A 13,370-nucleotide genomic window follows, 5' to 3' on the forward strand; every position below is an offset into this window, starting at 1 on the left:
TAACGGTGCATAGCCACATATTGAGCGACACGACGGCCGAAGAGCTGCTGCGCCCCCGAATGGTGTGTTGTTGGCAGCATGTCCGCCGTGACCCCTTCGAACGACCGGACACCGCCGCCGTCACCGCCGCACCCGTCGTCGCCGGCCCGCGGCCGCCTCGTCGCGGGCGGGGTGGTCGCGGCCGCCCTGGGGCTCGGCGCGGTGACTGTCGTCGTCCTGCTGCTGTGGATCGTCTCGCCGTACCCGGAGAGCGGTCCGAGCGCCGCGCTGCACGTGGCGGCGGCCCTGTGGCTGCTCGCCCACGGCGCCGAACTCGTGCGCACCGGCACTGTTTCCGGCGCCCCCGCGCCCGTCGGCATCACCCCGCTGCTGCTCGGCGCGGTGCCCGTCTGGCTGCTGTACCGCGCGTCCCGTCACGCGATCGAGACCCATGAGGAGGAGCTGGCCGACGCCGGGCGCGAGCCCGGCGGCCCCCCTCCGGCCGGTCCCACGATCGGGTGGTTGAGCGCGGGCTATCTGCTGGTCGGCGTGACGGCCGTGATCTACGCGTCAGGCGGCCCGCTGCACGCCGACGCCCTCAGCGCCCTGCTGCACCTGCCGGTCGTCACCTTCGCCGCCGTCGCCTACGGGTACTGGACCGCCTGCGGCCGGCCGCGCGACCCGCTGCCCGAGCGGGCCGGGCAGGTCCTGGAACGGATCCCGCGCCGCGTCCGCGCGGTGTTCACCCGCCGCAGGCTCGTCACGGCGGGGCGGGCGGGAACCGCCGGCACGGCCGTTCTGCTGGGCGGCGGGGCCCTGCTCGTCGCCCTGTCCCTCACCTGGCACGGCGCCGCGGCGCAGCAGTCCTTCCACCAGCTCACCGAGCCCGGGACGGGCCGGTTCGCGGTGCTGCTGCTGGCCCTGGTGCTGGTGCCGAACGCGGTGGTGTGGGGCGCGGCCTACGCCGTCGGCACCGGCTTCACCCTCGGCGCGGGCACGCTCGTCGGCCCTCTCGGTACGTCGGTCCACCCGGACCTGCCGCGGTTCCCGCTGCTCGCGGCCGTCCCCGACGCGGGCCCCGGCTCCCCGCTGACCTGGCCCGTGGCCCTGCTGCCGCTCGCCGCCGGGGTGACGGTCGGCTGGTACGTGGCGCGGGCCGCGGTCCCGGCCGCGGCGATGCGCGCCGCCGCCGGTGAACCACTCGCCGTACGGCAGTCGCTGAGGGAGCGGGCGGCCGCGTGGTGGCGGCGGCTCCGCGGGGGCGCGCTCAAGGGCGACGGGTCCGGGGGAGAGGGCTCGGGGGCGGTGCGGCGGGCGGCCGTTTCCGGCAGGGGCGTACGTGGTTGGCGTGACACGGCGCTGACGGCGCTGCTGGGGAGCCTCGCCTGCGCCCTGGCGATGGCCGTGCTGAGCGGCGTGACGGAGGGCGGGCTCGGCACGGGCGCACTGGAGGACTTCGGTCCGAGCTGGTGGCTCACCGGGGCGGTGGCGCTGTGCTGGACGGTACCGGTGGCGGCGCCGACGGCGCTCGTGCTGCGCTGGTGGCGCCGGCGTCCGCCCCGGACCGCGCCCGCGAAGCGACGGCCTTCGGTCTCGGTCCCGGCGGCGGCGGTCTCCGAGGAGTCGGCGGCTCCGGTGTCCTGAGACCCGTAGCGGCCCCGGGATCCCGGGAGTTGGGGGATGGTGCGCGAACGCCGCGGCGGCCGGCCCGCGCCGGATCAGCCCCCGATCAGCCCCCGGTCAGCACCGCCCGGTCAGTCCTGGGCGCCCAGCAGGGGGCGGAGCTGCTTGGGCAGGAGGTCCTCGCAGGACTGGCGGGACGAGGTCGTCAGCGCGTCGTCCACGCACGCGTAGTAGTCCTGGTACACGAGCTGGAACGTGAACGTCGCCGCCACGATCGCCAGCGCGAGCCCGCCCGTCACCAGTCCGCTGATCGCGGCGGTCGTCTGCGGCCGGGAACTCTGCGGCGGGCCGCCCGCGGCCGGTCCGGCCGCCTCGGGACGGCCGGCCGGAGCCTTCTCCGTGCCGGCGCCGACGTCGTTCGCGCTCGCCCCCACGCCCGGGCCCGGGCTTTCGCTCCCGCGCGTACGGGGTGCACGGCCGCGCAGCGCGCTGATGCCCCAGTACAGAGCGAGCGTGCCGAGCAGCAGCGCGATCTCCGGGATGCTGAACAGGGCGAAGAAGAAGCCCCACATGCCCGCGAGCAGGGCGTAACGCGCGCGGCGCTGCAGCGGATCCGTGGGGTCCCAGCGCAGGCCGGCGGGTCCGCCGGGGCCGCCCTGGCCGCCGCCCTGACGGCGGTCGCCGGGGCCGCCGCCGAAGCCGCCGCTCTGGCGGCCCGGCTGCCGACTGCTCCACCGGTTGCCCCACGGGGCCTGCCGGCGGCCCTCGTCGCCGTTCCCGTCACCGCCGTTGCCGGAGTCGCCCGAACCGTCCGACGGTCCCGAACCACCCGAACCGTCCGATCCCTCGGAGCCGCCCCGCCGCCCGCGCGGGCGCCACGGCTGCTCCGGCCGGTTCTCCGGCGGCGCCGCGAAGGGGTTGTCCTCGTCCTCGGGGGGAGGTGCGGACGACGACTTCCGCTCGCGCCGGAGCACCGGCGCACCGGCGTCGTCCTGCGCGGTGTGCACGGGGAACACCGTGGTTCCCGCCGCGGCCAGGGGGACACCGTTCAGAGGAACGCGCAGCGCCAGGGCCGCCCCCGGGAGCGCGGCGGGGCCGAAGTCCCCCCGCCGCACATCGCAGGACGAGGCCGGGAGCAGCGTGAGGAAAGCCGCGCGGCGGCGTCGTTCCGGCATGTGGAGTGTGTCTTCCCCTTGTGTCGTCATCCCGCTCATTCCGTGCCCGGCGGGACGGTTCGTGGCACAGACGCTACCTCCCCCCGAAGGCCCCGTCCCGCGGGGGCCGCTCGGTGTGCCGGTATCGTTGCTGGCGGTCTGCGGCTTCGTAGAGTCTTCCGGTTACGGGCATCGCCCACACTTGTACGACCCTACGACGACGTCCTCCGACCCGGGCCCCACCGGTCCCGTCAGCTGGTCCCGTCAGCGCCCTGAGAAAGAGCCCCGCTGTGTCCTCGCCCCGCCGGCCGTCCGCCCCGGCCCGCCTCGTCGTCCTCGTCTCCGGGTCCGGGACGAACCTTCAGGCCCTCCTCGACGCCATCGCCGCCGACCCGGACGGATACGGCGCGAGCGTCGTCGCCGTCGGAGCCGACCGTGCGGGGATCACCGGTCTGGAGCGGGCCGAGCGCGCCGGGATCCCGACGTTCGTGTGCCGGGTGGGGGAGCACGCCACGCGTGAGGAATGGGACGGGGCCCTGGCCGAGGCCACGGCCGCGTACGAGCCCGATCTCGTCGTCTCGGCCGGCTTCATGAAGATCGTGGGCAAGGAGTTCCTCGCCCGGTTCGGCGGCCGGTTCGTCAATACGCACCCCGCCCTGCTGCCCAGCTTCCCCGGCGCCCACGGCGTGCGCGACGCCCTCGCGTACGGCGTGAAGGTGACCGGCTGCACCGTCCACTTCGTCGACGACGGCGTCGACACCGGCCCGATCATCGCCCAGGGCGTGATCGAGATCCGGGACGAGGACGACGAAGACGCTCTGCACGAGCGCATCAAGGAAACCGAGCGAGAGCTGCTCGTCGATGTCGTGGGGCGCCTGGCCCGTAACGGCTACCGCATTGAGGGACGAAAGGTAATGATCCCGTGACCGCCACCGCCGAAGCTACGAAGCGCCCCATCCGCCGCGCACTGGTCAGCGTCTACGACAAGACGGGACTCGAGGAGCTGGCCCGCGGGCTGCACGAGGCGGGGGTGGAGCTGGTCTCCACGGGCTCGACCGCCGCGAAGATCGCCGCCGCCGGGATCCCCGTCACCAAGGTCGAGGACCTGACCGGCTTCCCGGAGTGCCTGGACGGCCGGGTCAAGACCCTGCACCCGCGCGTGCACGCCGGGATCCTCGCCGACCTGCGGGTGGACTCCCACCGCGCGCAGCTCAACGACCTGGACGTCACCCCGTTCGAGCTGGTCGTGGTGAACCTCTACCCGTTCCGGGAGACCGTCGCCTCGGGCGCCTCGCCCGACGAGTGCGTCGAGCAGATCGACATCGGCGGCCCGTCGATGGTCCGCGGCGCCGCGAAGAACCACCCTTCGGTCGCCGTCGTCACCAGCCCCGCCCGGTACGGCGACGTGCTGACCGCCGTGCGCGCGGGAGGCTTCGACCTGGCCACGCGGAAGCGGCTGGCCGCCGAGGCGTTCCAGCACACCGCGGCCTACGACGTGGCCGTGGCCTCCTGGTTCACCGAGTCCTACGCCCCGGAGCCCGAGTCGAGCGGGCTGCCCGAGTTCCTGGCCGGCGCATGGGAGCGCAAGAGCGTGCTGCGCTACGGCGAGAACCCGCACCAGGGCGCCGCGCTCTACTCCGACGGCAGCCCGGGCGGGCTCGCCGACGCCGAGCAACTGCACGGCAAGGAGATGTCCTTCAACAACTACATCGACACCGAGGCCGCGCGCCGCGCCGCCTACGACCACGACCGGCCGTGCGTCGCGATCATCAAGCACGCCAACCCGTGCGGGATCGCCGTCGCCGACGACGTGGCGGAGGCGCACCGCAACGCCCACGCCTGCGACCCGCTCTCCGCGTTCGGCGGCGTCATCGCCGTCAACCGCCCCGTGACGGTCGCGATGGCCGAGCAGGTCGCCGAGATCTTCACCGAGGTCATCGCCGCCCCGGGCTACGAGGACGGCGCCGTCGAGGTGCTGGCCCGCAAGAAGAACATCCGGGTGCTGCGCGTGGAGGGCTCGCCGCTGCGGTCCGGAGACCTCAAGCCGATCTCCGGCGGTGTCCTGATGCAGGACGCCGACACCTTCCAGGCCGAGGGCGACGACCCGGCCAACTGGACGCTCGCCAGCGGCCATCCGCTGGACGCGGACGGCCTGCGCGAGCTGGCGTTCGCCTGGCGCGCCTGCCGCGCGGTGAAGTCCAACGCGATCCTGCTCGCCCAGGGCGGCGCGACCGTGGGCGTGGGCATGGGCCAGGTCAACCGTGTGGACTCCGCCCGGCTCGCGGTCCAGCGTGCGGGCGAGGAGCGTGCGTCCGGTGCGTACGCCGCGTCCGACGCGTTCTTCCCGTTCCCGGACGGGCTGGAGGTCCTGCTGGAGGCCGGCGTCAAGGCCGTGGTTCAGCCCGGGGGTTCGGTGCGCGACGAGCAGGTGGTCGAGGCGGCGAAGCGCGCCGGAGTGACGATGTACTTCACCGGGACGCGCCACTTCTTCCACTGATCGCGCATCGCCCGATCGCGGTCCCGCCGGTCGACGGGGGCCATGCGAGGCGGCGCCGGCCGCGGACCTTCACAGGTCCGGGGCCGGCGCCGTCCGCGTCCACGGCCCCGTAAGAGCCGCACCAACGACTCCGGCCCCCGCGCGGCCTGGGCGCGAGGGACGGAGTCTCCCCCCGTTTCCGGTGCGGGTCAGCCAATCGCGCCCCGGGGCGCGGCGGAACCTCGGACCTCCGAGGGTCACTGCGCGGGCGGCCGGGGTGTGTACTGCTCGAGGTGGCGCTCGACGCGCGCCGCGTAGTCGCGGTACGCGGCGGGCACCCCGCCGGCGTCGTTCACCGTGCGGAACGAGGTGCGGTACGCGGCCGCGACCAGCACCTCGCGGTTGCCCTTCAGTTCGGCGTCGAGCCGGGGCGCGATGACGCAGAGGTAGCGGCCCACGGCCGGGATCGACACCTCGGGCGGGAACGGCGGCTTCGGGTCGCCGGTGTCCGGGACCTGCGAGGGCGGGAGGTAGAACTTGAGCACCCGGGGCGTCCAGCGGGCGATGCCGTACTCGTCCTTCGCCGGATCGGACAGGTCCGGGTCGAAGTCGCTCTCCGCCTTCAGCAGGGCGGCGATCAGCGGCGGCGTCACTTCCGCCTGGGTGCACGCGTGAGCCGCCTCGACGATGAGCTTGCGGTACGCGGTCGGCACGCCCGCGTCGGTCCGCAGCACCTCCCTGCCGTACGTGACCGAGGTGGCCTTCCTGCTCGCGCCGTCCTCGCCGGAGCCACCGTCGTCCCCCAGCACACCCAGGCCGTACCCGAGCCCCGCGACCACCGCCGTGGCGGCGGCCGCGACGGCGACCACGAGGCCGCGCGGACGGCGCACCGCGCCCTGACGCGGTGTGCGGAGCAGCCGCCGCGGCAGCCGGGGCGGACGCCCTGTCCCGGCCTGCTTCCCGATCCGCCGGAGCAGGTCCGCGGAGGTGTGCGCGGCGCGCTCGTCGTGCGTACGGGCGAGGCAGTCGCCGATGATCTCCCGCCAGCCGTCCGGCAGTTCGGGGGAGAGGCGCAGGTCCTCGGCGCCGCGCGCGTAGCGGACGGCCGCCTCCCGGCGGGCCGCCACCGTGGCACCGGGCATCGGGAGCGTCCCGGCCAGCACCAGATGGGCCACGACACCGAAGGCCCAGATGTCGGCGGTGGTACGGATCTGCTGGCCGCGTTCGCCGATGTCCGACCACAGCAGCTCGGGCGGGGTGTAGTCGGGGGTGGCGAAGGCGGGGGCGTAGGCGTGGGTGCCCTCGAGCTCGGCCGCGAGGTTGAAGTCGCCCAGCCGGACCGACCATCCGCCGCCCGCTCCGCGGGACCGCTTCCCGCCGGATCCGGTGTCCTCCTCCCGGCCGCCCACCACGGACTCGGAGGGGCCGGAACCGCCCGGCATGAGCAGCACGTTGCCCGGCTTGAGGTCGCCGTGCACCCAGCCCGCGCCGTGGAGCTGGGCCAGTCCTTCGCAGATCTGCGCCAGCAGCGCCGGGCCGTCCTGCAGAGGTCCGCCCCCGGGCGGCGCGAGGAGAGCGTCGAGGGAGCACTCGGCGCGTTCGAGCACGAGCACGGTCGCGCCGTCGAGTCCGGGGTTCCCCGGGTCGTCGACGGTCAGCGCCTCGTACATCCGGATCAGGCGCGGGCGGCGCAGCCGGCGGTGCAACTCCAGCTCGCGGTGGGCGAGATCCTCCAGATGACGGAGCTGGCGGGGCGTACGGGTGCCGGTGGGCAGGAACTTGAGCGCGGCGGACCCGGGGAGGTCGGGCGGGGCGTCCTGGCCCGGGCCTCCGCGGCGCCGTGCCGCGTAGACGCTGCCGAACGCGCCCGAGGCCAGCGGCTCGCGCACCTCCCAGCATCCGACCCGGTACCCCTTGGGCACCTGGACGGCGAACGGCGCGCCGCCGCCGGTCCCGCTCACCGCACCGGCTCCTCGATCACCTCGAGCTCCTCCTCCCGTACGAGGTCGAAGCGGAGCGCGAGGGAGACCAGCGACTCCTTCTTGCCGTTCAACCGGGGCCCGGGGAGGGCGGATTCGGCCGGAGGCTTCAGGCGCAGCTTGACGGCCAGATAGTCGATGTTCCACTGCACCGTGGTCCGGTTCACCGCGGGCCAGGCGGGCTTGAGGCGCTCCACGACCTGTTCGGTGGTGGGCAGCGGTGCGTGGGGCTCGCCCCGGAGCCTGGGTTCGCAGAGCGCGGCGAGCACCAGGAAGTAGCGCTTGGAGCGGTCCAACGGGAAGGGGAGGGCGGTGGGTTCGCCGCCGGTGCCGGCGTGGTCCTCGAGGTAGTCGTGGCGCGGGGCCCACACGTCGAAGCCCACCAGGTCGCTGCCGGCGGGCAGCACGACGCGGGAGAACTCGAACGGGACCGGGGCCTCGACCCGGCCGGGCCCGACCTTGATGTGCTCACCGGCGCCTTCGGGGTTCTCGACGACGTACGTCTGGCGGCCGCTGAGGTTGGTCAGCGTCCAGAACGTGGCGGTGGCGGTGATCTCCCCCGCGGACCGTGAGACCCCGGCATGGTTCATCACCAGGAACGGCGGCCCTGCGGCCTGTTCCTCGCTCCTGGTGCGGCCGAAGCGCAGGGTCTCGCCCGGCTCCAGCCGGATCTGGGAGTCGGGGCCGCGTGAACCGTCGGGCACCACGATGACGCTGAACACGAACGTTCCCCCTGGTGAGGATCGGCAGCGGTCAGCAGGCTACTGAGCGCCCGATCGCAGCCGCAACGCGGCGCGAGGGGCGCACCCGAGGTCTTTCGGTGCGCCCCTCACGGAGGCCGGACCGCCGGTGTCCAGGTCCGGGCCGGTGCGCCGCCGGGCCGGCAACTCCGTTGCCGGTGCGGGGCGTTGGAGCCGCGGCGGGCCCGGCGGGCGGGTCCGTGCCGGCCGGTGCCGGAGGGCGCACTCAGTACTGCGGCCGGTTGAACCACTCGCTCGCCTGGCGGAGGCAGCAGAAGACCAGCGTCACGATCGCGGTCGCGGCCCACAGGACGGCGAGAACGGGATTGCCGCCTTGGGCCGCGGCGGAGAAGAACGCCAGGACGGACACCAGGGTGTTGAGGGACGCGGCGATGATGGCGGTGATCCGGGTGCCGCCCCGCCCCTTGCCGAACATCGACGCGGGCGTGATGTGCAGCGCCGCCAATCCGCCGAAGAGGAGGAAGAGGAGGATCCCGGCGCCGGCGGCGACGTCGCGGAACTCCGTGGGGAGGTCGTCGCCCATGTTCTGGGCGGTGATGCCGAAGATGAGGATGAGCACGGCCGTGAGGGCCCACAGCGCCCCGGCGATGAAGAGCAGCACGCGCGCGGTGACGACCTGGCCCGGCATCGAGACCGGGGCGCCCGGAACTCCGCCCGGATACCCGGGATATGCGCCGTAGGGGGAGCCCTGCTGGGCCTGCGGGTATGCGTAGCCGGGCTGTTGCTGCGGCTGCTGCTGCGGGTAGCCGTACGGCTGCCCCTGGGGCGGCGGCCCTGCGTACGGCTGCCCCTGCGGCTGCCCGCCGTAGGGGTTGTTGGGGTCGGGATAACTCACGGTTCCTCCGAGCGGATGTACGGGGACGGCGCGGTGACGCACGGAGGCCGGACGGAACTGCGGCCCGTCCCCCCGTACAGCCGCGGTACCTTGCCCGGTCATGGTCGTCCGGACGATCGGGGTTGTCCAGCCGGTAACCAGTGGCGCCTGCGCACCGGTTGTCCGGTGCGCAGGCCGCGAGGCACCCGGCCCGGCCCGCCGGGTGCCCGTCACCGTGTTCCGGCCGACCGCGCTGCGGTCACTGACTCCTGACGGCGACCGACTTCACGATCTTGTCGGCGAAGGTCTGCTTCTTCTCGTCCCACAGCGGCCACAGGAAGCCGATGTAGCAGGCCATCCCGTCCAGCGCGTGGCACAGGCGGCGGACGAAGGCCATGCCGAAGCCGAGGGGCTGCCCGTCGGCCTCCCGGAGCACACTGATCTTCATGGCCTTCTTGCCCGGCGTCTGGCCGGTCTTGCCCTCCTTGTAGATCAGCCACAGGCTCGCCACGAGGCTGAGCAGCGCGCCGATGAGGATGAGCGCCAGCGCACCCCCGGACCCCTCGGCGGTGGACTGGGCGGCCGCGTCGATGCACGCCTGGTCACCGGCGTCACAGTCCGAGGCGGAGTCGAGGGTGTCGCCGATGATCTGTACGTACCCGGCGATCATGAGCACCATCGGCACCAGGCCGCTGATGAGGAAGTCGACCAGGGAGGCTCCCACGCGCGAGCCCCACGAAGCGAAGGGCGGCATGCCCGAGGGCATGCCCGGCTGGCCGTAGCCGCCGCCGGGGTGGGCGGGGTAGCCCTGCTGCTGAGGGAAGCCGGGCTGCTGCTGCGGGTAGCCGTAGGGCTGCCCCTGCGGGGGCTGCTGCGGCTGCTGCGGCTGGCCGTACGGGTTGCCGGGGCCGGGCGGGTAACTCATGTGCTCCTCCGAGCGATCAACGGTCGATGCGCACCGGAAGGAGACCTCTGCGCCGCGGCACCCCCCGATTGCGACAGCTCTATTCAGCCATGCTCATGACCTGTACGGCCGCTGTCGAGTCCCTGGTGCGGTTTGTCCGGGCATGCGGTGGTCGGTGAGACCGGATTGGTACCCGGCGCACCTCATCCGGGAGGATGGAGGCATGACCGCCAACATTCTCGACGGCAAGGCCACCGCCGCCGCGATCAAGTCGGAACTCGTCGCCCGCGTGGAGGCGCTCACGTCCCGCGGGGTCACACCCGGCCTCGGGACCCTGCTGGTCGGTGACGATCCGGGCAGCAAGTGGTACGTGGCGGGAAAGCACCGTGACTGCGCGCAGGTGGGCATCGCCTCCATCCAGCGCGAGCTGCCGGACACCGCGGGCCAGGACGAGATCGAGGCGGTCGTACGGGAGCTCAACGAGGACCCGGCCTGCACGGGCTACATCGTCCAACTCCCGCTCCCCAAGGGGATCGACGTCAACCGGGTGCTCGAACTGATCGACCCGGCCAAGGACGCCGACGGACTGCACCCGATGAACCTCGGGCGGCTGGTGCTGAACGAGCCGGGGCCGCTGCCCTGCACCCCGAACGGCATCGTCCAGCTCCTGCGCCGCCACCAGGTGGAGATCAACGGCGCCCATGTCGTGGTCGTCGGCCGCGGTGTCACCGTCGGGCGCTCGATCGGGCTGCTGCTGACCCGTAAGTCGGAGAACGCGACCGTGACCCTGTGCCACACCGGCACCCGCGATCTGTCCGCTCAGCTGCGGCAGGCGGACATCGTCGTCGCCGCCGCGGGCTCGCCGCACATCGTGAAGCCGGAGGACGTCAAGCCGGGCGCGGCCGTCCTGGACGTGGGCGTGAGCCGGGACGAGCACGGCAAGATCGTCGGTGATGTGCACCCGGGCGTGGCGGAGGTCGCGGCGTGGATCTCGCCGAATCCCGGCGGCGTCGGCCCGATGACGCGGGCCCTGCTGCTGCAGAACGTCGTCGAGGCGGCCGAGCGCCAGGCCGCGTCGGCGTAGTCCCACGGAGACCACGCGACGCCTGCTGTGTACGTGGGCCGCATGCCGCACCGAGCGTGAGCCTCCTGCGCCGTACGGGGGCGGGGCCCCGCCGTGTGACGCACGGAGCGGACGCCGGGGGCACGTTCCCCGGCCGGACAGCGCTACCTTCGGAACCATGCCCTCGCCGGAAGGGAAGGGGTCGACCAACCATGGCTGCTGATGCGCGAGCGAACGGCGCACCCGGGGCGCCGCACGCCGGACGCGGTTCGGCCGCGTCCGCCCGCCCCTTCGCCGCGGGCGCCGGGGCACGCGCCCAGGGCGCGGACGGCGCTGCGCCGGGTGCGGGAGGCCGTGTCGCGGAGCGCGAAGGCCGCGACGACCGCCCGGGCGGCGAGGAGGAGACGGACCGGCCCGCAGGGAGCCGGAGGTTCCCGCGGATCACCCGGGACACCGCACGGCCCGAAGGCGGCGGACGGGCCGCGCCGGGCGATGCGCCCGCGCCCGCGCGCCAGTGGCCGCTGCTGGCCGTGCTCGGCGGGACCGCCACCGGGCTGCTCGTCGTCGCCGCCGACGCGGCGCGCATCGGCACGCTGATCATCGGGCTTGCGCTGATCGCGGGTGCGGTGCTCCGCCGGGTCCTGCCGTCGGTCGGCATGCTGGCGGTGCGGTCGCGGTTCACGGACATGGTCACCTACGGCACGCTCGGTGTGGTGATCGTGCTGCTGGCGATGATGATCCAGCCCGATCCCTGGCTGGAGATGCCCTGGCTGCAGGACCTGATCCGCGCGGTGGTGCGCTGACGCGTACGGCGACGGCGACGCGTACGGCCCCCGTCGTGCGGACGGCGACACCCGGAACAACGGCGCCCGCCCTCTCCCCCGGGTGAGGACGGGCGCCGTTGCGTGGGGAAGGGTGCGTCGCTGCCGCGCCCCCGTGGCGCGTCCCTTCCGCACATGAGGATCTTGTGCCTGGCGACGCCACTCAAGGTTCACGGGCGCGCTGTGGCGCGGACGTGACCGTATCGCCGCCGTGCTGCGGCAGTGCAACAAGCGTCACCGCCGTGTGCCGGCTGTCCGGTTCCTGTGACGCGTCGTGGACGGGAGGGACGTGTTCCGGCCCACATCGCAACCCCGGGCCTCGAACTGACATCCTGTGCATGGGCGTCCGGACCGGGACACCGTGGGGCCCAGGGCGCCAGGACCACAGATCGACTCGGGGGGAACAGGGGGAGGCCACATGCCTCGTTGGAAGGCGCTGCCCGAGGAACTCGACCCGCAGGTGCAGGAGTTCACCAGTCAGCTCCGCAGACTCGTCGACCGCAGCGGTCTGTCCGTCTCGGCGGTCGCCGACCGCACGGGCTACAGCAGGACCTCGTGGGAGCGTTACCTCAACGGCAGGCTGCTGCCGCCGCAGGGCGCCGTCGTCGCGCTCGCGGACGTGACCGGCACGAACAGCGGCCATCTCACCACGATGTGGGAGCTGGCGGAGCGTGCGTGGAGCCGGTCCGAGATGCGGCACGACGTGACGATGGAGGCGATCCGGGTCTCCCAGGCGCGCGCCGCGCTGGGGGAGTTCGGCCCGCAGCCGCCGAAGGCCGCCAAGGGCCGCAAGGCGAAGAAGGCGCAGGCCCCGGAGGTGGGCGCCCCCGGGCAGACCCCGGCACGGACGTCCGCACCGACCCCCGAACGGGCCGCAGGGCAGACCTCCGAACGGGCCGCAGGGCAGCCGTCCGTGCAGCATGCGGCGGCCCCGTACGCGGCCGCCTCCGCGACGCCGCAGCCGTACGGCGCCGGTCACCCCGGCCCCGTCGCGCCCGCCGACTCCGCGAGTGGCGGCGGCGATCGCGGCGGTCGTGGCCGGGGCGCGCGGAGGCAGGGCGCGCGCCGCGTACCGATGTTCCTGGCGGGCATCGCGGGCGCGCTGGCCGTGGTCGCCGCCGGTGTGCTGCTGCTCGGCCTCAACAAGGACGACGGGTCGGAGGCCGCCGAGCCCCCGCCCTCCCCCACCGCGTCGAAGTCGCCCGAGCTTCCGGCCGGGGTCGAGTGCACCGGCGAGAAGTGCGCCGGTGCCGATCCCGAGGCCATGGGCTGCGGCGGCGAGTACGCCGAGACCGTGGCCGATACGACGGTCGGCACCGCGGTCGTGGAGGTGCGCTACAGCAAGGTGTGCGCCGCCGCCTGGGCGCGCATCACCAAGGCCGCGGCGGGCGACGAGGTCACCGTCACGGCCGCGCGCGGCAGCCAGAGGCGTACGGCGGACGCCGACCGGGACGCGTACACCGCGATGGTCGCCGCGAAGTCCCCGGAGGCGGCGAAGGCGTGTGCGCAGACGCAGGCGGGCCTGCGCGGCTGCACGGACGGCGACGCGGCAGGGGCGGGCACGGGTTCGGGCGCAGGCGCCGACTCCGGTACCGGCGCGGGAACGGGATCAGGCACCGACGCCGGTACGACTGCCGGCAACTGAGCACGGGGCGCCGGTCCCGCCCCGTGCCACCCGGCCCGCTCCCGTACGCCCTCCAGCTCCACCTCCCGCAGGTCATGACACAGGGCCCGTGCAGCGAATGTCGCCGCGCGGGCCCTGTGTCATGGCGTGTCCGGATGTGGCCGGAAACCGC

General features: G+C 74.1%; 11 protein-coding genes. 6 read left to right on the top strand and 5 right to left on the bottom strand.

Going from position 1 to position 13,370, the window contains the following annotated elements; all coding sequences use genetic code 11:
• Window positions 1–87 precede the first annotated feature (87 nt).
• A complete protein-coding gene (locus ABZ822_RS17355) occupies window positions 88–1,623 on the top strand; it encodes a DUF6350 family protein (protein WP_360853907.1) in 1,536 nt (511 codons plus the stop codon).
• A gap of 110 nt (window positions 1,624–1,733) precedes the next feature.
• Here ABZ822_RS17355 and ABZ822_RS17360 read toward each other — a convergent pair whose 3' ends face one another.
• Window positions 1,734–2,777, bottom strand: a complete 1,044-nt coding sequence (locus ABZ822_RS17360; protein ID WP_360853910.1) for a hypothetical protein — start codon at window positions 2,775–2,777, stop codon at window positions 1,734–1,736.
• Window positions 2,778–3,028: 251 nt separating this feature from the next.
• Between ABZ822_RS17360 and purN the strand changes: the two genes are divergently transcribed.
• Both purN and purH read left to right on the top strand, forming a co-directional pair.
• Window positions 3,029–3,682 carry a phosphoribosylglycinamide formyltransferase gene (gene purN, locus ABZ822_RS17365; protein ID WP_360854209.1) on the top strand — a complete coding sequence of 218 codons (654 nt, stop codon included), beginning with the start codon at window positions 3,029–3,031 and terminating at the stop codon, window positions 3,680–3,682.
• Complete coding sequence (gene purH, locus ABZ822_RS17370) at window positions 3,679–5,253, top strand: bifunctional phosphoribosylaminoimidazolecarboxamide formyltransferase/IMP cyclohydrolase (protein ID WP_360853913.1); 1,575 nt, start codon at window positions 3,679–3,681, stop codon at window positions 5,251–5,253. The genes purN and purH overlap by 4 nt, the downstream gene beginning before the upstream one ends.
• A 236-nt stretch (window positions 5,254–5,489) precedes the next feature.
• On the opposite strand, the gene ABZ822_RS17375 is transcribed toward purH, so the two are convergent.
• The 4 genes from ABZ822_RS17375 to ABZ822_RS17390 form a co-directional block, all read right to left on the bottom strand.
• Window positions 5,490–7,193, bottom strand: coding sequence for a protein kinase (locus ABZ822_RS17375; protein ID WP_360853916.1), 1,704 nt, complete (start codon window positions 7,191–7,193; stop codon window positions 5,490–5,492).
• Entirely contained in the window at window positions 7,190–7,933 is a 744-nt protein-coding gene (locus ABZ822_RS17380; RefSeq protein WP_360853919.1) for an FHA domain-containing protein, read from the bottom strand. Before ABZ822_RS17380 ends, ABZ822_RS17375 begins: the two co-directional genes overlap by 4 nt.
• Before the next feature lie 244 nt (window positions 7,934–8,177).
• On the bottom strand, window positions 8,178–8,807 hold the full coding sequence (locus ABZ822_RS17385; RefSeq protein ID WP_360853922.1) for a hypothetical protein: 630 nt from the start codon (window positions 8,805–8,807) through the stop codon (window positions 8,178–8,180).
• A 238-nt stretch (window positions 8,808–9,045) separates the two neighbouring features.
• A complete protein-coding gene (locus ABZ822_RS17390; RefSeq protein ID WP_360853925.1) occupies window positions 9,046–9,711 on the bottom strand; it encodes an RDD family protein in 666 nt (221 codons plus the stop codon).
• Window positions 9,712–9,913: 202 nt separating this feature from the next.
• Here ABZ822_RS17390 and ABZ822_RS17395 point away from each other — a divergent pair, with 202 nt between their 5' ends.
• From ABZ822_RS17395 to ABZ822_RS17405, 3 genes are all read left to right on the top strand, one after another.
• Window positions 9,914–10,774, top strand: a complete 861-nt coding sequence (locus ABZ822_RS17395; protein WP_360853928.1) for a bifunctional methylenetetrahydrofolate dehydrogenase/methenyltetrahydrofolate cyclohydrolase — start codon at window positions 9,914–9,916, stop codon at window positions 10,772–10,774.
• Between the two features lie 191 nt (window positions 10,775–10,965).
• Window positions 10,966–11,556 carry a DUF3017 domain-containing protein gene (locus ABZ822_RS17400; RefSeq protein ID WP_360853931.1) on the top strand — a complete coding sequence of 197 codons (591 nt, stop codon included), beginning with the start codon at window positions 10,966–10,968 and terminating at the stop codon, window positions 11,554–11,556.
• A gap of 436 nt (window positions 11,557–11,992) precedes the next feature.
• On the top strand, window positions 11,993–13,219 hold the full coding sequence (locus ABZ822_RS17405) for a DUF2690 domain-containing protein (RefSeq protein WP_360853934.1): 1,227 nt from the start codon (window positions 11,993–11,995) through the stop codon (window positions 13,217–13,219).
• The last annotated feature ends 151 nt before the right edge of the window (window positions 13,220–13,370 follow it).

It is taken from the genome of Streptomyces sp. NPDC047108 (assembly GCF_040643575.1).
Lineage (GTDB): Bacteria > Actinomycetota > Actinomycetes > Streptomycetales > Streptomycetaceae > Streptomyces.

What these genes read in the sequence shown, in the direction of transcription:
- ABZ822_RS17360 (WP_360853910.1), bottom strand. Translation starts at nt 2,777, where the DNA reads ATGCCGGAACGACGCCGCCGCGCGGCTTTCCTCACGCTGCTCCCGGCC.
- ABZ822_RS17390 (WP_360853925.1), bottom strand. Translation starts at nt 9,711, where the DNA reads ATGAGTTACCCGCCCGGCCCCGGCAACCCGTACGGCCAGCCGCAGCAG.
- ABZ822_RS17395 (WP_360853928.1), top strand. Translation starts at nt 9,914, where the DNA reads ATGACCGCCAACATTCTCGACGGCAAGGCCACCGCCGCCGCGATCAAG.
- ABZ822_RS17400 (WP_360853931.1), top strand. Translation starts at nt 10,966, where the DNA reads ATGGCTGCTGATGCGCGAGCGAACGGCGCACCCGGGGCGCCGCACGCC.
- ABZ822_RS17405 (WP_360853934.1), top strand. Translation starts at nt 11,993, where the DNA reads ATGCCTCGTTGGAAGGCGCTGCCCGAGGAACTCGACCCGCAGGTGCAG.